We start from the raw sequence: 21,710 nt of genomic DNA, 5'->3' as shown, positions 1-21,710 counted from the left end.
GTCACCACCCGCCCGGCAGGGGGCGGCCTTCGGCGAAACCGGCGGGCGACTGGATGCCGAGCACCACCTTGTCGTGCAACTCGCGCAGCGTCCGGGCGCCGGTGTAGGTCGCCGTGCTGCGAACACCCGCGCAGATGTGATCGATGAGATCCTCGACGCCGGGACGCTCCGGGTCGAGGCGGATCCGCGAACTCGAGATGCCCTCCTCGAACAGGCTCTTCCGTGCGCGGTCGTAGGTGCTGTCGCCGCTCGACCGCGCGGCGACAGCCCGCTTCGAGGCCATGCCGAAGCTGACCTTGTACGGACCCCGCGCGTCCTCGAGCAGGTCGCCCGGGGATTCGTGGGTGCCCGCGAACCACGAGCCGACCATCACGTTCGACGCTCCGGCCGCCAGGGCCAGTGCCACGTCGCGCGGGTGGCGGACGCCGCCGTCGGCCCACACCGCCGCACCGTGTCCCGCTGCGACCGATGCGCATTCGGCGACCGCCGAGAACTGGGGGCGCCCGACGCCGGTCATCATCCGGGTGGTGCACATCGCCCCGGGACCGACACCGACCTTGATGATCGACGCCCCCGCCTCGATCAGGTCGAGGGTGCCCTCGGCCGACACGACGTTGCCGGCCGCGATCGGGACGCCGAGATCGGCGTCGATGACCGCGGACAACGCGGTGATCATCCGCTCCTGGTGGCCGTGCGCGGTGTCGATGACGAGCAGGTCGGCACCGGCCGAGACCAGCGCGCGGGCCTTGGACACGACGTCGCCGTTGATGCCGACGGCCGCGGCGACGCGCAGCGCACCGGAGGAGTCGACGTTCGGCGTGTAGATGGCGTGGCGCAGGGCGCCCACGCGGTTGAGGACTCCGGCGAGCCGACCGTCGGGTTCGACGAGCACGGCCAGGCCGAGGTGCAGATCGCCCAGCGCGTCGAAGACCTCGCGGGGCGGGGTGTCGACGGGGAGCGTCACGATGTCGGGGTCGGCGACCTCGCGCACGCGGGCGAACCGGTCGACGTCGCGGCAGCGTTTCTCGGTGACGACGCCCACCGGCCGGCCGTCCTCGATCACGACGGCCGCGCCGTGGGAGCGCTTCGGGATCAGCGCGACCGCATCGGTCACCGACGCCGCCGGGTCGAGGGTGACCGGGGTGTCGGCGATCAGATGCCGCGACTTCACATAGGCGATGGACGCGGCCGCCGCCTCGATGGGCAGATCCTGGGGGAGGACCACGAGCCCACCGCGGCGGGCCACCGTCTCGGCCATCCGCTTACCGGCGACCGCCGTCATGTTCGCCACGACGAGCGGAATCGTGGTGCCGCTGCCGTCGGACGTCGACAGGTCGACGTCGAATCGCGAACTGACGTCCGACCTGCCCGGGACGATGAACAGATCGTCGTACGTCAGATCGTGTGTCGGCCGGTGGCCTTCGATGAATCGCACTGGGGTTCGCAGGCTCCTATTCGGTCACTTCCGAGCGGTCACCGCTCCACAGCGTGTGGAACGTGCCCTCCTTGTCGATGCGCTGATAGGTGTGCGCGCCGAAGTAGTCGCGCAGGCCCTGGGTCAGCGCGGCCGGCAGGCGTTCGGCACGCAGTCCGTCGTAGTACGACAGCGACGACGCGAATGCCGGCACCGGGATACCGAGCAGGGTCGCGGTCGAAACCACCCGGCGCCAGCTGTCGATGCCGACCTCGACGGCCTCGCGGAAGTACGGTGCTAGCAGCAGGCTCGGGAGAGCGGGATCGTCGTGGTAGGCCTCGCGAATCCGGTTGAGGAACTGCGCACGGATGATGCAGCCGCCGCGCCAGATGGTGGCCAGGGCCCCGCGGTCGACGTCCCAGCCGTATTCGGCGCTGCCGGCGGCGATCTGATCGAAGCCCTGGGCGTAGGCGACGACCTTCGAGGCGTAGAGGGCGGTCTTGATGTCGTTGACGAAGGTCTCGCGGTCGGCGGGCGCCGAACCGAGGTTCCCCGACGACAGGCCGCGGGCGGCGACGCGCTGGTCGGTGGCGCTCGACAGTGCGCGGGCGAAGACGGCCTCGGCGATCCCGGTCGTCGGGATGCCCAGGTCGAGGGCGGACTTCACGGTCCAGCGCCCGGTGCCCTTCTGGCCCGCGGCATCGACGATGACGTCGACCAGCGGCTTGCCGGTCTCGTCGTCGACCTGGCTGAGGACCTCCGCGGTGATCTCGATCAGGTAGCTCTCGAGTTCGGTGGTGTTCCAGTCGCGGAAGACGTCGGCGATCTCGGAGACGGGCATGTCGAGCGCCTTGCGCATGAGGTCGTAGGCCTCGCCGATGAGCTGCATGTCGGCGTACTCGATGCCGTTGTGCACCATCTTGACGAAGTGGCCGCTGCCGTCGGGCCCGATGTGGGTGCAGCAGGGCTCACCGTCGACCTGGGCGGCGATCGACTCGAGGAGCGGGCCGAGGGACTCGTACGATTCGACGGGACCGCCCGGCATGATCGACGGGCCGTTGAGCGCCCCCTCTTCGCCACCGGAGATCCCGGCGCCGACGAAGTTGAGTCCGCGGGCCGACATGGCGGCCTCGCGACGGATGGTGTCGGTGTAGAGGGCGTTGCCTCCGTCGATGATGATGTCGCCGGGCTCCATCGCGTCGGCGAGCTCTTCGATCACCGCGTCGGTCGCGTCGCCCGCCTTGACCATGATGAGCACGCGGCGCGGACGCTCGAGGGCGGCCACGAACTCGGCCACGGTCTCGGTGCGGACGAAGTCGCCGTCGCCGCCGTGGTTGTCGAGTAACGCGTCGGTCTTGGCGATGCTGCGGTTGTGCAGCGCGACCGTGTATCCGTGGCGGGCGAAGTTGCGTGCGATGTTCGAACCCATGACGGCCAGGCCGGTGACACCGATCTGGGCCTTCGCGGAGGGAGACGATGAGTCGACGTTGTTCATGCCGACAGCCTATTGCCTTTGTGTCCGAACCGGTGATCTGCCTCCACGTGTGACCGCGGTCCGACGATCACGGGGGAGTGATGGCGTCAGAATGCCGACATGAGGCGGTTGAGCTCGGTCAGCCACGGGATCGCGACGGCGAGCGTCGGGAGGACCAGGATCGCGGCTGCCGCGATGTAGGCGCCGGCGGCGACGACCCGGGCGGGACGGTCGTCGCGGAGACGGTGGACGCGAGTCAGGGTGGTCGGTCCGCCGACCGCCATCGCACCGCGCGGTGCCACCGCATCGGCGCAGGCGACCAGGGCGCGACCGAGAGTGGTGGGGGTGGTCGCCCGAACGGCCTGGTCGTCGGCCAGTGCCTCCACGAGGAGCTCGGTCGCGCCGAGCGCGGAACTGCTGCGGACGAATCGGGGGAACGCCTCGTGGAGCGCGATGAAGGCCTCGAGCACCAGGTCGTGCCGCGCGCGCAGATGAGCGCGCTCGTGGGCGATCACCGCGACCAGCTCATCGCGTGTGAGGCGATGGACCACGCCTTCGCTGACCACGACGCGCTGGCGGAGTCCGGGCAGGCAGTAGGCGAGCGGCTGCTCGACGTCGATCATCCGGACGTCGCGCGCGTACAGCGGGTTGTCGGCGTCGTCGGTCCGGTCGCAGCGGTCGAGGATGTCGATGAGCTGGCGGTGCGCGTTGCGGCGGGCGCGGGTGCGCACCCCGACGCGGATCACCGTGTAGAACAGCCGCGCGCCGACGAGAAGGGTCAGGATGAAGACGCCCACACAGAGCAACCACAGGGGCCAGCCGAGCCGTTCGATCTCGCGGACCGGATGCGTCGTGGGGGTACCGTCCGGTCCGATCACGAGGATGTTCGCCGCGATCGCCAGGCCACAGCTGAACGCCGACAGCACGGCGGCCAAGGCAATGGCCTGCCACAGCGTCATCGCCGCGCGTGGGGCTCGGATCGGCCAGCGGGCCCGGGACAGTGCCTCGGGTACGGGTCCGGCGAGCACCAAGCTGACGATGCCGAAGAGCAAGGCGGTCATCTGGTGATTCCTAAAAGTGGGCTGCGAGTGGTGATGCGGCGAATCTAACCGGTGTCGCTCGTTCCGCGTGCGGCTTCGAGCTCATCGAGTGCGGAACGAAGTGCGGCCGCTTCGTCGGCACCGACGCGTCCGACGAAGGACACCAGTGCGGCATGCCGCGAGCCCGGTGCATCGGCCTCGCTGAGGGCGTCGACCATCAGGCTCGCGACCAGGTCCTCCCGCGGATGCGTGGGGACGTACTTGTGGGCCCGGTCGTCGCGGATCTGGGTCACCAGGTTCTTCTTCGCGAGCCGCTGCAGAACCGTCATGACGGTCGTATATGCGAGGGAGCGATCCCGCGACAGGGCGGCATGAACCTGCCGCACGGTCTGCGGGGTCGAACTCTCCCACAACGTGTCCATCACAGCGCGTTCGAGGTCGCCCAGGCCATTCATCTTTCGCATTTTACTGCTGTGCCTCCGTTTATGGGTCCGCTGGATACCCAGTTGTTGCCTGCCGGTGTGTCGAGCGGCGCCCACTTGGAGTGGCACGTCTCTGACGTGGCCTTTTTCGCGGCGCTTGACACGTTGGTAAGGCTAGCCTACATTAAGTGTCACGTCGGACCGCGCGAGAGTCCTGAGGGCTGCAGAGACCCCCGGTCCACGGCACGGAAGGCCCCGCATCTCCCAGAGGTGCGGGGCCTTCTGGGATCCATGGGTCGACAACGATCGGCGATCACCCCGGGTTCCCGGCCGAGTCCCGGACTGCTGTCGCTGTCACCGGACCCCGCATGCGAATGTGGACGGCATGACTGCGAACAGTGCTGACGACGTTCTCCGGGATTCATTCGGCAAAGGACTCGACGGAGTCCTGGGGCTCCAGATCGTCGAGGCCGGGCCCGATCGGATCATCGCCACGATGGAGATCACCGCCAGTCATCATCAGCCGTTCGGGATCGTGCACGGCGGGGTCTACTGCGCGATCGGCGAGAGCGTCGCCAGCATGAGCGGCTTCCTGTGGCTGCAGGACTCCGGGATCGGCGGGACCGCCGTCGGGGTCAACAACAACACCGACTTCCTCCGGTCGGTGAGCACCGGCACCGTGACCGCCACGTCGACCCCGATCCACCGCGGTCGCCGCCAGCAGCTGTGGGCCGTCGACATGGTCGACCAGGACGGCGTCCTGCTGGCCAAAACCCAGGTCCGGCTTCAGAACATCGAGGTCAAGTAGGCCGTTGAGGCCCACGTCACGCTGACGCCGCTCGGCGCGCCGACCCCGTCCCGTCATGGCAGGATGACTCCTACTGCCCGGCCGGACCCACCGAATCGACCGTCCGGCCGACCACTCTCGAGGAGCGATCTCGGTGCGACTGTCGCCGCATGAACAAGAACGGCTGTTGATCTCGTACGCGGCCGACCTGGCCCGGCGGCGGCAGGCGCGCGGATTGAAGCTCAACCATCCCGAGTCGGTCGCGCTCATCACCGACCACGTTCTCGAAGGTGCGCGGGACGGGCGTTCGGTGGCCGAGTTGATGACCTCGGGGCGCGACGTCCTCCGACGCGACGACGTCATGGACGGAGTGCCGGAGATGTTGCACGACGTCCAGGTGGAGGCGACCTTCCCCGACGGCACCAAGCTGGTCACCGTGCACGACCCGATCGCCTGACACCCGACCGCGGGACACCGTCGGGTCGGTCCGTGCCGGACCCCGCCCGTCCACGAACGCAGCACTCCAGAGAGGACCGAGATGCCGGGTACGCATGTCACCGGCCCGCGATCGACACTCGTGCCGGGTGAGGTCATCGCCGCCGAGGGGACCATCGAACTCAACGCCGGAGCCGACGCCGTCGAAGTGCGTGTCGTCAACTCCGGTGACCGCCCGGTGCAGGTCGGTAGTCATGTGCACTTCCCGCAGTCGAACGACGCCCTCGTCTTCGACCGTGCCCGCGCACACGGCCGCCGGCTCGACATCGCGGCCGGCACGGCCGTCCGGTTCGAGCCGGGGATCGAGATGACCGTCGGCCTCGTCCCGCTCGGCGGTACCCGCGAGGTGTACGGGATCTCCCTCGATCCTCCTGGCGCCTGTGGCCCGGTCGACGCCGTTCACAGCGACGAGAGCGAGTGACGCATGGCCATCCTGGGGCGCGACCGTTACGCGCAGTTGTTCGGCCCGACCACGGGCGACCTGATCCGGCTCGCCGACACCGACCTGCTCATCGAGGTCACCGACGACCTGTCGGGCGGACCGGGACGAGCGGGGGACGAGGCGGTCTTCGGCGGCGGCAAGGTGATCCGAGAATCGATGGGGCAGAGCCGGGCGACACGCGCCGATGGTGCCCCCGACACGGTCATCACCGGCGTCGTGGTGCTCGATCACTGGGGAATCATCAAGGCAGACCTCGGGATTCGAGACGGCCGCATCGTCGCGATGGGGAAGGCGGGCAACCCGGACACGATGGACGGGGTGCATCCGGACCTGGTCATCGGGCCGTCGACCGAGATCATCGCGGGTAACGGCAAGATCGTCACCGCCGGCGCCATCGACTGTCACGTGCACTTCATCTGTCCCCAGATCATGGACGAGGCGCTGGGCAACGGCATCACCACCGTGGTCGGGGGCGGTACGGGACCGGCCGAGGGCAGCAAGGCGACCACCGTGACACCCGGCGCCTGGCACCTGGCGTCGATCCTCGCCGCGACCGACCACTGGCCGATGAACATCGCTCTCCTGGGCAAGGGCAACACCGTCAGCGCCGAGTCGATGCATGAGCAGATCCGCGCGGGCGCTTCGGGTTTCAAGCTGCACGAGGACTGGGGTAGTACGCCCGCGGCCATCGATGCCTGCCTACGTGTGGCCGACGAGACAGGCGTGCAGGTCGCCCTGCACTCCGACACCCTCAACGAGGCGGGTTTCGTGGAGACGACGCTCGGCGCGATCGCGGGCCGGGGCATCCACGCCTATCACACCGAGGGTGCGGGCGGCGGTCACGCGCCGGACATCATCACGGTGGCGGCCTATCCGAATGTGCTTCCGTCCTCGACGAATCCGACTCGTCCGCACACGGTCAACACGCTCGACGAACACCTCGACATGCTGATGGTCTGCCATCACCTCAACCCGACGGTGCCCGAGGATCTGGCTTTCGCCGAGAGTCGGATCCGTCCGTCCACGATCGCCGCCGAGGACCTCCTGCACGACCTGGGCGCCATCTCGATGATCGGCTCGGACTCGCAGGCGATGGGCCGGATCGGCGAAGTCGTGCTGCGAACGTGGCAGACCGCGCACGTGATGAAACGCAAACGTGGCTCGCTCCCCGGCGACACCCGGGCCGACAACAATCGCGCACGGCGCTACGTCGCGAAGTACACGATCTGCCCGGCCCGTGCACACGGTTTCGACGACGAGATCGGCTCGGTCGAGGTCGGCAAACTGGCCGACCTGGTGCTGTGGGATCCCGCGTTCTTCGGCATTCGGCCCGATCTCGTCATCAAGGGCGGCGCCATCGCCAGGGCGGCGATGGGAGACGCCAACGCGTCGATCCCCACTCCGCAACCGGTCTTCCCGCGCCCGATGTTCGGTGCCGCACCGAAACTGGCGGCCGCCACATCGGTCAGCTTCGTGGCTCCGGGTGCCGACGCCGACCTCGCCGGCCGGATCGGGATCGACCGGCGGCTCGTGCCGGTCAAGAACACACGCGGCGTCGGCAAGGCCGACATGGTCAACAACGACGCGTGCCCGACGATCGAGGTCGACCCCGACACGTTCACCGTGACGGTCGACGGCGAGGTGTGGGAGTCCGAACCCGTCGCCGAACTCCCCATGGCGCAACGGTATTTCCTGTTCTGATGCGATCCGACGAGACCACCCCGGTCGCTCCCGCGCCGCTGGCGATGATGCTCGCGCTGGCGGATTCCCGACTACCGGTGGGCGGGCACGTGCACTCCGGTGGCGTCGAGCAGGCCATCGCCGACGGATTCATCCGTACCGCAAGCGATCTCGCTTCTTTTCTGTACCGCCGGGTGACCACCAGCGGACTGGTCGCCGCATCGGTCGCCGCGTCGGTGGCCGACGGTGCCCTCGGTGTGTCCGACGCCCAGCATGAGACCGATGCGCGGACACCGTCATCGGCGGCGCGGAAGGCGTCGCTGGCGCAGGGACGGGGGATGGTGCGGCTGGCGCGCCGGATGTGGCCGGACGCCGACTGGTCGGCCCACCGGCCGGCGACGCACCTGCCGGTCATCAGCGGATCGATCGGTGCGATGTCCTCGCTGTCGGGATTCCACACCGCGCTGATCCTCGTCTACACCACCATGAGCGGGTCGGCGACCGCCGGTCAGCGTCTGCTCGCACTCGATCCCGCCGACGTGTCGATCATGATCGCCGAGCTCGGCGCCGAATGCGAACGGGTCGCTGCCGAGGCCGCGGTCGGCCTGGCGGACCTGTCCGATCCGGTCCTCGACATCTTCGCCGAACGCCACGAGCGGCAACCGATGCCGCTCTTCATGTCCTGATCCCCGCACCACGACCAGACGTCGCGCAATCGCACGTCACGAACCGAGAGGAGTACCCATGCCCCCGCATCTCATCGACGGGCAGCCGCACACCCACGACCACGACCGGCCACGCCGCAAGCGCGAGCCAGGTGAGGCGCTGCGTATCGGCGTCGGAGGTCCGGTGGGGTCGGGTAAGACCGCGCTGGTGGCCGCACTCTGCCGGCAGCTCCGGGACGAACTGTCGGTGGCCGTGTTGACCAACGACATCTACACGACCGAGGACGCCGACTTCCTGCGCCGCAACGCCGTTCTACCCGACGAACGGATCACCGCCGTGCAGACCGGCGGATGCCCGCACACCGCCATCCGTGACGACATCACCGCGAATCTCGACGCCATCGACGACCTCGTCGAGGCGAACCCGCCGCTGGACCTGATCCTGGTGGAGTCCGGCGGTGACAACCTGACCGCCACCTTCTCGACGGGCCTGATCGACGTGCAGATCTTCGTCATCGACGTCGCAGGCGGGGACAAGGTCCCACGCAAGGGCGGACCCGGTGTCACGTTCTCGGATCTGTTGGTGATCAACAAGATCGACCTGGCCGAACGCGTCAACGCCGACCTCGACGTCATGCGCCGCGACGCGGCGAAGGTCCGTGACGGCCGCCAGACCGCCATGATCTCGCTGACCGAGGATCCCGCCGCGACCGACGTGCTGGCGTGGGTCCGGACCCAGCTGGCGGCCCCGGTCGCCGCCGGGTGACCATGCGCACCGAGGTCGACATCGTCGCCACCGTGGACCGCGGGGTGCGTCACCGCGCGGTCGGTGGCCTGGGCGTGCGGGTCACCTCTCCCGGCCACGTACAGCTCATCGGTACCGCCGCCACGCCGCTGGGTGGTGACGAGATCGTGGTCCGGATCGAGGTCGAACCCGGTGCGCATCTGCATGTGGGCAGCGTCGCCGCGACCATCGCCCTACCGGCCCGCGAGCGTGTGGACTCCTCGGCGAGGTGGGAGATCACCGTGGGTACCGGCGGCCGCCTGCGCGTCGATCCGCAACCCACCGTCGTCGCCGGCGGCGCGTTTCACCGCTCCGACATGTCCGTGACCCTCGCGTCCGGTGCCACCCTCGATCTGCACGAGCACATCCAGATCGGGCGGGCGGCGACGATGACGGACGCAGTACTGGTCGATCGTGATCGGGCGGGCTCTTGGATCGGGGGTCTCCGAGTGGACGTGGACGGGCAGGTGGTGCTGGTGCATCGGCTCTCGCTGGGTCATGGCACACCTGCCGGTGCGGCCGGCCACCGCGCTGCGAGCAGCGTCTTCCGCTACCCGGACGACCGGCTCGGCCGGGTCCACGCGACCGAATTCGCCGCGCGCCTGCAGCTGGCCGGCGGCGCGAGTCTGACCACCGCCCTCGGGACGTCGGTCACCGCGGCCCGAGGGCTGGCCGACGACCTCGAGATCGAGTCATTGGCCGTCGCGACGTAACCCTCCGGCCGTGACCGTCGGGTTCAGCTGGCCTCGGCCTCGGATTCCTTGCCGTCCGCGTCCTTGCCCTCGGTGGGTACCGAACCCGTGGTCTCCGCACGGGTCGACGCCGAGTCCACGGTCCCGGCATCGGTCTTCGCGGGTTCCGAGTCCGAGGTCGTGCCGGCCTTCTCCAGAGCCGACAACTGGCCGATCGCGGTGCGCGCGTACACCTGCTGCTCGGTCACCGCGAGCTGCGAGCGGCCGCGCGTGGTGAAGGCGAAGAACCAGTTGATCAGCGTGTTCAACCGGTTCCGGAAGCCGACCAGGTAGACCAGGTGCAGCGCCAGCCAGCCGAGCCAGGCGAAGTAACCCTCGGTCTCGAAGGTCTTCTTGATGCCCGGGATCGGGACCTGCATCACCGCGGAGTACCGCGAGATGGTCGCCATTGATCCCTTGTCGTAGTAACTGAACGGTTTGCGCTGGTCGGGGGTCTGCCCCTTCAGCTCGGCCTTGATGGCGTCCGCTGCGTAGCGACCGCCCTGGATCGCGCCCTGCGCGACACCCGGCACGCCGTCTACCGCCATCATGTCGCCGACGACGAAGACCTCCGGATGGCCGGGGATGGTGAGGTCGGGGAGCACCTTCACCCGTCCGGCGCGATCGAGTTCGACGCCCGACTGCTCGGCGAGCTGCTGGCCGAGGGGACTGGCCTGAACGCCGGCCGACCACACCTTGCACTGCGATTCGATGCGGCGGGTGGTGCCGTCCTTCTCCTTGACGACCAGGCCGTCGTAGTCGACGTCGACGACCATCGCGTTCAGCTGGATCTCGACGCCCATGCGCTCGAGCCGGGCCGCGGCCTTGCCACCGAGCTTCGGACCGAACGGCGGCAGGACGGCCGGCGCGGCGTCGAGCAGGATCACCCGGGCCTCGGTCGGGTCGATGTTGCGGAAGGCGCCCTTCAGCGTCTTGTCGCTCATCTCGGCGATCTGCCCGGCCAGCTCGACACCGGTGGGGCCGGCGCCGACGACGACGAAGGTCAGCAGCTTGGCGCGTTCGGCGGGGTCGTGGGAGAGCTCGGCCTGCTCGAAGGCGCCGAGTATGCGGCCACGCAGTTCGAGGGCGTGGTCGATCGTCTTCATGCCGGGTGCGTACTCGGCGAAGTGGTCGTTGCCGAAGTAGGACTGGTCGGCTCCGGCGGCGACGATCAGGTCGTCGTACGGGGTGACCGTGATCCGTTCGAGCAATCGGGAGGTGACCGTCTTGGCCTCGAGGTCGATGTCGTACACGTCGCCCATGAGGACGGCGGTGTTCTTCTGCTTGCGCAGGACCACGCGGGTGGCCGGGGCGATCTCACCCTCGGCGACGATGCCGGTCGCCACCTGGTAGAGCATCGGCTGGAACAGGTGATGCGTCGTCTTGGCGATCAGCGTGACGTCGACATCGGCCTTGGCCAGTCGCTGGGCGGCGAACAATCCACCGAAGCCCGAACCGATGATGGCCACTTTCCGGCGGGTCGTGGTTGCTCCAGCGGGGGCCTGGACGGCGGGGCTGCTCATCTCCAGACATCTCCTTCTAGGTCGTTGGGCGACGGTCGTGCGGACTTCGGCGGACCCGGTGCGGGTCGCCACCCGAGGGAACCGGGTGGCACCTGAGCCGGAGTACGACCGTGCATGTTCTCAACGGTAGTCAATGATGATCCGGCAGGCGCGGCCAGTGGGGTGTTGCGTTCACGCAGTGAGACCGCCGGCCGACGACCATCGTTGTGATCGCTCCTGCCAGTCGGCGCGCAGGAGCTCGTATTCGACCTCGGAGCGGTCCCGGTCCGGGTGGATGGTGAGGAGTTCGGCCGAATCCGCCGCGTCGTCGCACAGGTGGATCGCGCAGAGCGTCATGCCCAGCTTCTCCATCACCCGCCGTGACGACGCGTTGCGCGCGACGGTGCTAGCGAAGACCCGCTCGGTGCCGAGGTGGTCGAATGCGAACGCGACGAGGGTCAATGCCGCCTCGGTGGCCAGCCCGCGCCCCCACACCGTGCGGCGTAGGCGGTAGCTCAGCTCGAGTTCCGCACGGCAGCTGTGGCGCGGAGTACGCAGCGAGATCCACCCGAGGAAAGCTGTCGTGGCGGGGTCGCAGAGAACCCAGGTGCCCGTGCCGTACTTCCGGTGCTCGGTCTCGGCACGGGGGACCATCCAGTCCTCGATCACCGCACGTGGTGTCGCCGCGCCGCCGCTGACATAGCGCATGACCTCGGGGTCGCTGTCGAGGTGGACCAGCTCGTCGACGTCGACGGTGGACACCGGGCGCAGACGAGCCCGTGCCGTGTCGATGTTCACCCGAGCCCCTCACCGCGCGCCTGGGTGCGCGCACCGATCTTCCGCGTCTCGTCCTGCCCCCGGCGAGTGAGTCTACGGTCTGGCCGACGGTGACTCCTGCAGTTCGTCGTACGCGTGTCCCGCACTAAGATCTGCGCCGTGGCCCTCGACCCCGACGCTCTCGACCCCGACTCTTCTGAATCCGACTCTTCTGCGTCCGACTCTTCTGCGTCCGGTTCCGCTGAACCCGACTATCACCTCGACATCCCGGTCGCGCTGCGGTGGGGCGACATGGACATCAACAACCACATCAACAACGTGCAGATCGCCCGGATCTTCGAGGAAAGCCGGGTGCGATCGTTCTTCGACTGGATGCCCGACCGGCCGCGGAAGTTCTCGTTCCTCGTCGCGCGTCAGGACATCGAGTTCTCCGCCCCCGTCCACTATTCGGTCGACCCGGTCAACGTCCGCACCTGCATCGGGCGGGTCGGTCGGTCGTCGTTCGTCCTGGCCCTGCGCCTGTTCGATCAGTCCGGGATGCTGTGCGCCACCGCCGAGACCACGATGGTCGTCGTCGACCCGGACACCGGCCGACCGACCCCGATGTCCGACGAGGTACGCGCGTTGCTCGCCGCGCGTCTCGGGCAACCGGTCGAATTCCACGCACCGCGGACGAAGGTCACGGGCTGAGCAGGCCCGGGCCCGGAGGCACACTCATCCGATGCTGATCCTGCACCGTGCCGAACGCACCGACACGCTGGCCGATGCGCTGGCCGAGGTGCTCAGCCACCCACTGGGCGATCCGATGCGTCCGGAGATCGTGTCGGTCCCCGCTGCGGGAGTCGAGCGCTGGCTCGCCCAGCATCTGGCACGGCGGTTGGGAGTCGGGACCGGCGACGACGGTATCGCTGCCAACATCGACTTCACCGGGCCGTCTCGTCTGGCGGACACCGTCGTCGCGGCGGTGCTCGGTGGCGGCCGCCTGCACACCGCAGCCTCGCTCACGGCGCCGGATGACCCGTGGCGCGCGGCCGAGCTGACGTGGCCGGTGCTGCGTGTCCTCGACGACCGTGTCGACGATCCCGCCCTCGACGTCATCGCCCGTCACATCGGGGCCGGCGACGCGTCGTCGCCCCGGATCGGACGTCGCTATGCCACCGCGCGCCATCTGGCCGAACTGTTCGACCGGTACGGGCGGGCCCGCCCGTCCCTGATCGCCGACTGGGCAGCCGGTCACGACCTCGACGGTGCGGGCCGGCTCCTCCGGGACGACCTCGCCTGGCAGCCCGAGTTCTGGCGCGCGGTCCGCGACGAGATCGGCCGCCCCCATCCCGCCGAGGAGCTCGCCGCCGTCTGCGATCGGCTGCGCACCGACGCCACGGCCGGCGGGTTGCCGGAACGGCTGTCGGTGTTCGGGCCGACCCGGATCACCGAGTCGTTTCGTCAGATCGCCGCCGCCGCAGCCGTCCACCACGACGTGCACCTGTACGTGCCGCATCCGAGTCCGCGGCTGTGGGACCGACTCGGGGACCTCGTCGAGCGCGATTCCGGCGACGCGGTCCCGCCGCGCCGCGCGGAACGCGAGGTCCCGGAGCTGCGAAACCCCCTGCTGGCCGGACTCTCCCGGGATCTGCAGGAACTGCAATTACGGCTCGCGCCGATCGTGGACCGAGATCTGCACCATGCGCCGGGGACGCCGGTGGTCGCCGACACCGCGCTGCACGCCGTTCAGTCGGGGATTCGTGATGACCTCGGCCCGGGACCCGACTCCACCGTTGCCGTCGCGCCGTACGGCGGCGGAGGGGGTGACGACGTCGCATCATCGCAGCAGACCGCCGCGGACCCGTCGGTCGAGGTGCACGCCTGTCACGGGCCTGAGCGGCAGATCGAGGTCCTGCGGGATCGGCTGCTTCACCTGTTCGCCGCCGATCCTGAGCTGCAGCCGCGCGATGTCCTCATCATGTGCCCTGATGTCGAGACCTTCGCGCCGCTCATCCGCGGGGCGTTCGGTCAGGCGGGTCTGCCGCATCCCGCGTTCGACCTGCGAGTCCGGCTCGCCGACCGCGGCATCCGCCACGTCAATCCGATCCTCGACGTGATCGTGGGCGTCGTGGAACTCGCCGCGGGCCGGGTGACCGCCGGTGATGTCGTCGACCTCCTCGGTTCCCCGCCGGTGCGAACCCGGTTCGCCATGACCGACGACGACCTCGACCTGATCCGCGAATGGCTGGCGCACAGCAACGTCCGTTGGGGTCTCGGTGCGGCCGAGCGGGCCCGGTTCGGTCTCGAACGGTTCCGGCAGGGCACGTTCGATTCGGGCCTGGATCGCATCGCCCTCGGTGTCGTCGCCGAGGAGGCAGACGACGAATGGCTCGGCACCGCACTCCCGCTCGCCGGAGTCGAGAGCACGGGAATCGATCTCGTCGGTCGGTTCGACGAATTCCTCGACCGCCTCGGCAGGGTGCTGGCCGAACTCCGGGAAGCCGCCCCCGCGCACCGCTGGGCCGAGACGCTCATCGATGCCGTCTCGTCCCTCACAGCCACTGATCCGGTCGACGATTGGCAACGCGCGCAGGCCATCCGGATGCTGAGCGAGGGTTTCGGGGACAACCGGCCGGTCGAGCCGGACGAGGTCCTGCGCCTGGCAGACGTGCGGGACCTGTTGTCTGCGTTGGTCGCGGGCCGACCGACTCGCTCGAACTTTCGCACCGGCGAACTGACCGTCTGCACGATGGTGCCGATGCGCTCGGTCCCGCATCGGGTGATCGTGCTCCTCGGTGTGGACGCGGAGGTCTTCCCGCGCGTCCAGCGGATCGACGGCGACGACGTGCTCGGCGTCGATCCGCTGGTGGGAGAGCGTAATCCGAGGGACGAGGACCGGCAGTGCTTCCTCGATGCGATCTGCGCCGCGCAGGACGCGCTCCTCGTCTTCTACAGCGGTGCCGACCCGGTGTCGGGCCGGCGGATCCCGCCCGCCGTGGTCGTGAGTGAGCTGGTCGACATGCTCACCGGCCTGACCGGCAAAAGCCCGGTTCGCCGGCACTCCCTCCACGGATTCGACGCCCGGAACTTCACTCCCGGTGCGGTCCCGGGCATACCGGGCCCGTTCAGTCACGATGCGTCGATGCTCGCCGGGACGAAGGCGATGCGCGGGCCGTCGCAGCGTCCGGTGGTCGCGGCTCACGAGGTGCTGCCGGCGCCGGAACGCACCCCTGACTCGGAGGACATCGATCTCGCCACCCTCATCGAGTTCCACGTCGATCCGATCGTCGCGTTCGTCCGTCAACGACTCGGTACACGCATTCCCGACGACGACCGGCCGCACGACGATCAGCTCGACGTCGAACTCGAACCGCTGGACAAGTGGGGGATCGGTGACCGGTTCCTGTCCCGGATGCTGACCGGCGTGTCCATCGGGGAGTGTGAAGCGGCCGAGCTCCGGCGCGGCACGCTGCCGCCCTTCGCCTTCGGGACCCGTGAACTCCGCGCGATCTCGCGGACGGTGACCCGTCTCCATGGCGTCGTCGACCCGCTGCGGACCGGGACTCCCACGACCCTCGACGTCCTGGTACGCCTGCCCGACGGGCGCCGGGTGCACGGGACGGTCAGCGACGTGTTCGGCGACATCGGCGCGGCCGCGGTGGTGCGGGCGACGTATTCCAAGCTCAAGGCCAAACAGCAACTCAGCGGCTGGATCACGCTTCTCGCGGTCGCCGCTGCCGCGACTCAGGGCAACGTCGCCGCAGCGCCGGTGGAGTCGGCGGTCATGGTCGGCCGCGCCGCGCGAGGCGGCGGGACCAGCACCATCAGGCTCCGGCGCCCCGAGGATCCGGTCCCGCTTCTCTACGACCTCGTCCGACTTCGAGACGAGGGTCTGCGCCGCCCCCTGCCGTTGCCGCTGGAACCGGCGTGCACGTTCGTCGAGAACGACGGTCCCGGCCGTCGCAGCTCCTTTGCACTGGCCAACGCGCGCAAGAACTTCGACGACAAGTTCGGTGCCGCACACGATCCTTGCGTGAAGCTCGCGTTCGGTGGGGATGTGCTGGCCGACGTCGAGTTCGACGACCTCCTCGACGGCCCGGGGGCCGAGCACCGCACCGTCGGCGGTGTCGAATTGCCGATCGCCCCGGACGAGACCCTGTTCGCCGGCCTGGCACGAACCGTGTGGGTACCGCTCAACCAGCACCGGGAGGGCACGTGAGACGGCCGGCCACGTTCGACATCACCGCCGACCTGCCGGATCACACCACGGTCCTGGAGGCGAGCGCGGGCACCGGAAAGACCTATGCGATCGTCGGTCTCGCCGCCCGGCACATCGCCGAGGGGGTTCCGATCTCGGAGATGCTCCTGGTGACGTTCAGCCGGGCCGCGACCGCGGAACTGCGCGAACGTATGCGAGACCGCGTGCGGGAACTGCTCGGCGGGCTCGGCCGGATCGGCGCGGCCGCCCACCACGACCCGCTGCTGCAGATGCTGGCGCAGGGGTCACCGGACGAGGTCGCCGCGCGTCGCCACAATCTGGCGCGCGCCCTGAGCGATTTCGACGCGTCGACGATCGCCACCACCCACACCTTCTGTAATCGCATGTTGGAGGCGCTCGGTTTCCTCGGCGAGCGTGAACTCGTCTACTCGATCGTCGAAGAGGTCGACGAGCTCACCGAGGAGGTGGCGCTGGACCTGTACCTGCGGGGCTTCTGGGCAAGCGACACACCGGAGTTCGACTACTCCGAAGCCAGGGCGATCGCCCGCGACGCGGTGCGTCAGGCGTCGGTCGCGTTGGCACCGGACGGGTCCGAGTCGCCAGATGGGCCCGGTGCCGACGCCGTGGCGGCCCGCCGGGTGAGTTTCGCGTCCGCGGTCCGCCGCATCGTGGAGTCCCGGAAACGCGATGCGCGCGTCCGAACCTACGACGACCTGCAGGCCATCCTGCACCGGATCGTGACCGACCCGGTGGTCGGCGAGCGTGCGTGTGAACGTATCCGCAACACCTTCACGGTGGTGCTGGTCGACGAGTTCCAGGACACCGATCCGTTGCAGTGGGAGATCCTGCGCCGCTGCTTCCACGGCCACCGCCGTCTCATCCTCGTCGGCGACCCCAAACAGTCGATCTACGGGTTCCGCGGTGCCGAGGTCCTGAGCTACCTTGCCGCGGTGTCCTCCGCCGACACCCTCCAGGCACTCGACGTGAACCGTCGATCCGACGGCGCGCTCGTCGACGCTCTCGGCCACCTGTACGGCGAAGCCGCGCTGGGACATCCGGACATTGTGGTCCATCCGGTCACCGCGGCGCACGCCGGTAGCCGTCTCGACGGTCGGCCACCGCTGCGCATCCGCGCGTTCCTGCGCAACGACTTCTCGTCCCGGAACTCCTACAACCTGCCTTCGGTGAAGGATGTCCGCGACCGGATCGCGACCGACGTCGCCGACGACATCGCGAACACCCTCGCCCAGGGAACGCGGCTCGACGTCGACGGAATCTCCCGCCCGGTCGACCCCGGTGACATCGCGATCCTGGTGCGGCTCAACAGCACCATCGAACCGCTCCAGCGAGAGCTGGCCGCGCGTGGGATCAACTCGGTCATCGGGTCGGGGGTCAACGTGTTCTCGACGAGCGCGGCCCAGCACTGGTTGTGGGTGTTGCGCGCCGTCGAGCAACCCTCCCGCGCCGACCGGGTGCGGTTGGCCGCGCTCACAACGCTCGTCGGCTGGTCGACCGAGCAGGTCGCGACCGCGGGCGAACCGGAGGTGGCCGAGCTGGGCGCCGAGATGTCCTCGCTGGCAAGGGTGTTCGTACAAGGCGGATTCGCCGCGATGGCGCAACGGTTGCTCGACTCGCACGGCGTGGCCGCCCGGGTCCTGGCCACCGAGAACGGTGAACGCATCCTCACCGATCTCCTGCAGGTGTCCGCGCTGTGCAACAAGCACGTGGTCGAGACCTCGGCGGGACTCAGCGCGCTTGTCGAGTGGCTTGCCGAACGGATCGCGGACACGTCCGCGCGGCAGCGATACGAGGACCAGAGCCGGCGACTCGACCGCGACACCCAGGCCGTCCAGATCATGACCGTGCACGGCAGCAAGGGTCTGCAGTTCCCGATCGTCTACGTGCCCTATGGCTGGGACGGGACGTGGATCGGGGACCGCGGCAACATCACCTACCACGACGAGTCCGGCACCCGGCGTCTCGATGTCGGCGGTGGGCAGGCTCCGGGGCGCGCAGCTCGGCGCAAGCGATACGCCGAGGAGACGGCGGGCGAGGACCTCCGCCTGCTCTACGTGGCGCTGACGCGAGCACAGTCGCAGGTCGTCGCATGGTGGGCGCCCTCGATGAACACCACGAGTGGACCGCTGCACCGGCTGATCTTCGGGCGCGGCACCGCGACGCGAATCCCTTCCGACACCGGAGAATCGGTGTGGTCGGTCGCTTCCGACGTTCCCATCCCGGATGACGACCCCACGTGCGTCAGCGTGCTGCGCGCACTGACCGAGCGCGACGCGGCGATCTCGGTCGAGCCCGCCGGCCGGATCGAGGCTGCCACAGTGTCGGGCCCGCCGCACGCCGCAGGCGAGCCCGCGACGCTCGGGGTCGCGCGATTCCGGCGCGGGATCGATCAGGAATGGCGTCGGACGTCGTACTCGTCCATCGTCGCCGACGTCGCGCACGGTGCACCCGCCGGCCCGGTCGTCACCACCGGCAGCGAACCGACCGAGGACATCGTGGGTGACGAACCGGCCGTGGCTCCGACCGAGATCGACGAGACGCTCCCCGACGTCGAGCGTGCCGGGATGCCGTCGTTGATGAATGGGCTGCCCTACGGTGCTGCATTCGGCACCCTGGTGCACGAGGTTCTCGAGTACGTCGACACCTCCGCCCCCGACATCGACACACATGTGCGCGATCTGTGTTCCCGCGCGCTCGGGGTCCTGCCGGCCGACATCGATGCAGACGTGCTGGTCACCGCTCTCGTCGGCGTCCTCACCACCCCGCTCGGATTCGGCGACCTCTGGGGTGTCGAACCCGGTGATCGCCTCGCCGAGCTCGACTTCGAGCTCCCGCTGGGGCCGGCCGATAGCGCCCCCCGCGCGGGTGGCGCGACACCGGACATGCTGGCGGAACTCCTGGACCGGCATCTGCCCGACGACGATCCGTTGCATGACTACGCCGACCACCTCCGCGAGCTCCCCGCCCGCGAACTGCGCGGGTTCCTGACGGGCAGCATCGATTCGGTGCTGCGCACCCCGGAGGGGCGTTACGTGGTCGTCGACTACAAGACCAACCGGATCCGCGCGGGTGACCTCGTCGTCGAGGACTTCGACACGGCGGCGATGGCAGGCGAGATGATCGCCGCCCACTACCCGTTGCAAGCGATGCTGTATTCGGTTGCGCTGCACAGATATCTCCGTTGGCGCGTCGCCGGTTACGATCCGGTCCGGCATCTCGGCCCGGTGCAGTATCACTTCGTGCGCGGGATGGCCGGCCCGGACACACCGCCGGGTTGCGGCGTGTTCGAGTGGGATCCGCCCGCGGCGCTGATCACCGCCTTGTCCGACGCGTTGGCGGGAGGATCTCGATGACCACTTCCGATGTCCAGGTGGTGGAGTGGGCCACCGGGGTGCTCGCCGAGTGGAACGAGGCCGGGGTGCTCGCCGCCGCGGACGTACACATCACCGATCGTCTCGTGGCGATGTGCGCGCCCGAACCGGTGTCCGAGTCCGCGCGACTCGGCGCCGCGCTGGCGGTACGGGCCGTGCGGCTGGGTTCGACGTGCCTGGCGCTGGACCGGCTGGGTGACCTGGTCGGCGAGGCCACCGCGGACCTCGTGATCCCGTCGTCGGGTGAGGTGCTCGATGCACTCCTCGAGAGTCCGCTCGTGGCCGGCAGCGACGCGGGCCCGTTGCGTCCGCTGGTGGTGCGGCGGTCCATCGATGGCCCGCTGGTGTACCTGCAGAAGTACTTTCGGCAGGAGCAGACCATCCGGGACACGCTGGCCCGGCGTGCGCAGACGTCCCCAGTGGTCGATCCCGGAGCCCTGCGCGCCGCGATTGCCGCCGTGTACACCTCGCCCGAGGACGGCCATCTGCAGAAGCTCGCCGCCGCGGTCGCCGCGACCCGCTGGACCACAGTGCTCGCGGGCGGTCCGGGCACGGGGAAGACCTACACCGTCGCACGCATTCTCGCCGTACTCGACTCGCTTCAGGGACCCGGTCTCCGGATCGGGCTGTGCGCGCCGACCGGCCGAGCGGCGGCTCAGCTCCAGGCCTCGGTGGAAGCGGAATCGACGGTGCCGGTCACGACGCACGCCGTCACGCTGCACTCGTTGCTCGGGTGGCGTCCGGGATCCAACCCGCGGTATGGCCGGGGGCGTACGCTGCCGCACGACGTCATCGTCGTCGACGAGACCTCGATGCTGTCGATGACCGCGATGAGTCGTCTGCTGGATGCGGTCCGTCCCGACGCGCGCGTGATCTTTGTCGGTGACCCGCATCAGCTCGCATCGGTCGAGGCGGGGGCGGTCCTCGCCGACCTCGTCGAACGACCGGACACCGGTGACGCGCAGATGGACTCGGGAACAGCGGTGGCCGTATCGCAGGCTGCGCTGGAGGCGGTGGGTCCGGCCGTCGCCGAAATGGAGTCGGGGGACGTGGACCACCTCGCCGACGGGGTCATCACCCTTCGGCGGCAGTTCCGATTCGGCGGCGGGATCTCGCGGGTTGCCGCAGCCGTGAACTCCGGTGATGCCGACGAGGTCGTGAAACTCGTGACCGCGGAGGATGTCCCGAATGTCGAGCTCGTCTCACCCGACGACCTCGACGGCGTGCGCGCCGATCTCGTCGAGTGGGGGAGGGCGCTTCGAGCGGCGGCCCGCGGCGCCGATGCCGAAGGCGCGCTGGACGCGCTCGACACGCATCGCGTCCTGTGCGCACATCGGGAGGGATCGTGGGGCGTCCGCGGATGGTCGGCCAGGATCACCGAATGGCTGGGTACCACCGGCGCGGAACACGCCGGATGGTATCCGGGACAGCCGATCCTGGTCACCGCCAATGATCGCCAGACGTCGACGTTCAACGGCGACACCGGCGTCGTGATCGCCGATCCCGAGGGCCGAATGCAGGGAGCCGACGCCGTCCGCGTTGCCTTCCGCCGCGGCGGATCTGTCCGATTGCTGCATCCGACGCAGCTCGCCGATGTGGTGTCGGTCCACGCGATGACGATCCACCGCAGCCAGGGGAGTCAGTTCCGGCAGGTCACGGTGATCCTGCCGCCCGCGGGTTCGGAACTGCTCACCCGGGAGTTGCTGTACACAGCCATCACGCGCGCCCGCGAACGCGTACGGATCGTCGGGACGCCTGAGGTCCTCGCCGCGGCGGTCAACCGTCGCGTGCAGCGCGCCAGTGGTCTGCGATCGACGGTGACGCCCTTCGACGATCAGGACAATCGGGCGTCGCCACATCCCGGCAAACCCACCCCGTTTCCGTGAACCCACCCGGTCCGAGCGCGG

At 69.2% G+C, this 21,710-nt stretch carries 17 protein-coding genes; 11 read left to right on the top strand and 6 right to left on the bottom strand.

The window, feature by feature from the left end:
• Window position 1: 1 nt before the first annotated feature.
• The 4 genes from ACFW3F_RS04940 to ACFW3F_RS04925 all read right to left on the bottom strand — a co-directional run bounded on the left by ACFW3F_RS04940 (window position 2) and on the right by ACFW3F_RS04925 (window position 4,392).
• Window positions 2-1,435, bottom strand: a complete 1,434-nt coding sequence (locus ACFW3F_RS04940; RefSeq protein WP_388054884.1) for a GuaB1 family IMP dehydrogenase-related protein — start codon at window positions 1,433-1,435, stop codon at window positions 2-4.
• 16 nt (window positions 1,436-1,451) lie between these two features.
• Complete coding sequence (gene gndA / locus ACFW3F_RS04935) at window positions 1,452-2,909, bottom strand: NADP-dependent phosphogluconate dehydrogenase (protein WP_388054882.1); 1,458 nt, start codon at window positions 2,907-2,909, stop codon at window positions 1,452-1,454.
• 86 nt (window positions 2,910-2,995) lie between these two features.
• Window positions 2,996-3,949, bottom strand: a complete 954-nt coding sequence (locus ACFW3F_RS04930) for a M48 family metalloprotease (protein ID WP_388054880.1) — start codon at window positions 3,947-3,949, stop codon at window positions 2,996-2,998.
• A gap of 44 nt (window positions 3,950-3,993) precedes the next feature.
• On the bottom strand, window positions 3,994-4,392 hold the full coding sequence (locus tag ACFW3F_RS04925; protein WP_010843819.1) for a BlaI/MecI/CopY family transcriptional regulator: 399 nt from the start codon (window positions 4,390-4,392) through the stop codon (window positions 3,994-3,996).
• A gap of 343 nt (window positions 4,393-4,735) precedes the next feature.
• Between ACFW3F_RS04925 and ACFW3F_RS04920 the strand changes: the two genes are divergently transcribed.
• The 7 genes from ACFW3F_RS04920 (at window position 4,736) to ACFW3F_RS04890 (ending at window position 9,916) form a co-directional block, all read left to right on the top strand.
• Window positions 4,736-5,158: a PaaI family thioesterase gene (locus ACFW3F_RS04920; protein WP_388054878.1), complete on the top strand. Its 423-nt coding sequence runs from the start codon at window positions 4,736-4,738 to the stop codon at window positions 5,156-5,158.
• 133 nt (window positions 5,159-5,291) lie between these two features.
• Entirely contained in the window at window positions 5,292-5,594 is a 303-nt protein-coding gene (locus ACFW3F_RS04915; RefSeq protein ID WP_388054876.1) for an urease subunit gamma, read from the top strand.
• An 81-nt stretch (window positions 5,595-5,675) separates the two neighbouring features.
• Entirely contained in the window at window positions 5,676-6,053 is a 378-nt protein-coding gene (locus ACFW3F_RS04910) for an urease subunit beta (RefSeq protein ID WP_388054874.1), read from the top strand.
• A 3-nt stretch (window positions 6,054-6,056) separates the two neighbouring features.
• Window positions 6,057-7,775 (top strand): urease subunit alpha, encoded by a 1,719-nt coding sequence (locus ACFW3F_RS04905; protein WP_388054872.1) that lies wholly within the window; start codon window positions 6,057-6,059, stop codon window positions 7,773-7,775.
• Complete coding sequence (locus ACFW3F_RS04900; protein ID WP_388054870.1) at window positions 7,775-8,440, top strand: urease accessory protein UreF; 666 nt, start codon at window positions 7,775-7,777, stop codon at window positions 8,438-8,440. The genes ACFW3F_RS04905 and ACFW3F_RS04900 overlap by 1 nt, the downstream gene beginning before the upstream one ends.
• A 58-nt stretch (window positions 8,441-8,498) precedes the next feature.
• Window positions 8,499-9,185 (top strand): urease accessory protein UreG, encoded by a 687-nt coding sequence (ureG, locus tag ACFW3F_RS04895; RefSeq protein ID WP_388054868.1) that lies wholly within the window; start codon window positions 8,499-8,501, stop codon window positions 9,183-9,185.
• Between the two features lie 2 nt (window positions 9,186-9,187).
• On the top strand, window positions 9,188-9,916 hold the full coding sequence (locus tag ACFW3F_RS04890) for an urease accessory protein UreD (protein WP_388054866.1): 729 nt from the start codon (window positions 9,188-9,190) through the stop codon (window positions 9,914-9,916).
• 23 nt (window positions 9,917-9,939) lie between these two features.
• Here ACFW3F_RS04890 and ACFW3F_RS04885 read toward each other — a convergent pair whose 3' ends face one another.
• On the bottom strand, window positions 9,940-11,457 hold the full coding sequence (locus ACFW3F_RS04885) for an NAD(P)/FAD-dependent oxidoreductase (protein WP_388054864.1): 1,518 nt from the start codon (window positions 11,455-11,457) through the stop codon (window positions 9,940-9,942).
• Between the two features lie 171 nt (window positions 11,458-11,628).
• Entirely contained in the window at window positions 11,629-12,234 is a 606-nt protein-coding gene (locus ACFW3F_RS04880) for a GNAT family N-acetyltransferase (protein WP_388054862.1), read from the bottom strand.
• Window positions 12,235-12,372: 138 nt separating this feature from the next.
• On the opposite strand from ACFW3F_RS04880, the gene ACFW3F_RS04875 reads away from it, so the two are divergent.
• From ACFW3F_RS04875 to recD, 4 genes are read left to right on the top strand one after another with little or no spacing between them, the layout of a single operon-like run.
• Window positions 12,373-12,903: an acyl-CoA thioesterase gene (locus ACFW3F_RS04875; RefSeq protein WP_388054860.1), complete on the top strand. Its 531-nt coding sequence runs from the start codon at window positions 12,373-12,375 to the stop codon at window positions 12,901-12,903.
• A gap of 31 nt (window positions 12,904-12,934) precedes the next feature.
• A complete protein-coding gene (recC, locus tag ACFW3F_RS04870; protein WP_388054858.1) occupies window positions 12,935-16,414 on the top strand; it encodes an exodeoxyribonuclease V subunit gamma in 3,480 nt (1,159 codons plus the stop codon).
• Window positions 16,411-19,785, top strand: coding sequence for a UvrD-helicase domain-containing protein (locus tag ACFW3F_RS04865; RefSeq protein WP_388054856.1), 3,375 nt, complete (start codon window positions 16,411-16,413; stop codon window positions 19,783-19,785). Before recC ends, ACFW3F_RS04865 begins: the two co-directional genes overlap by 4 nt.
• Window positions 19,782-21,689 (top strand): exodeoxyribonuclease V subunit alpha, encoded by a 1,908-nt coding sequence (recD, locus tag ACFW3F_RS04860; protein ID WP_388054854.1) that lies wholly within the window; start codon window positions 19,782-19,784, stop codon window positions 21,687-21,689. Before ACFW3F_RS04865 ends, recD begins: the two co-directional genes overlap by 4 nt.
• Window positions 21,690-21,710 lie beyond the last annotated feature (21 nt).

The organism is Gordonia sp. NPDC058843 (assembly GCF_042743165.1).
Taxonomy (GTDB): domain Bacteria; phylum Actinomycetota; class Actinomycetes; order Mycobacteriales; family Mycobacteriaceae; genus Gordonia.
This window is presented reverse-complemented; position numbering and strand designations above follow the sequence as displayed.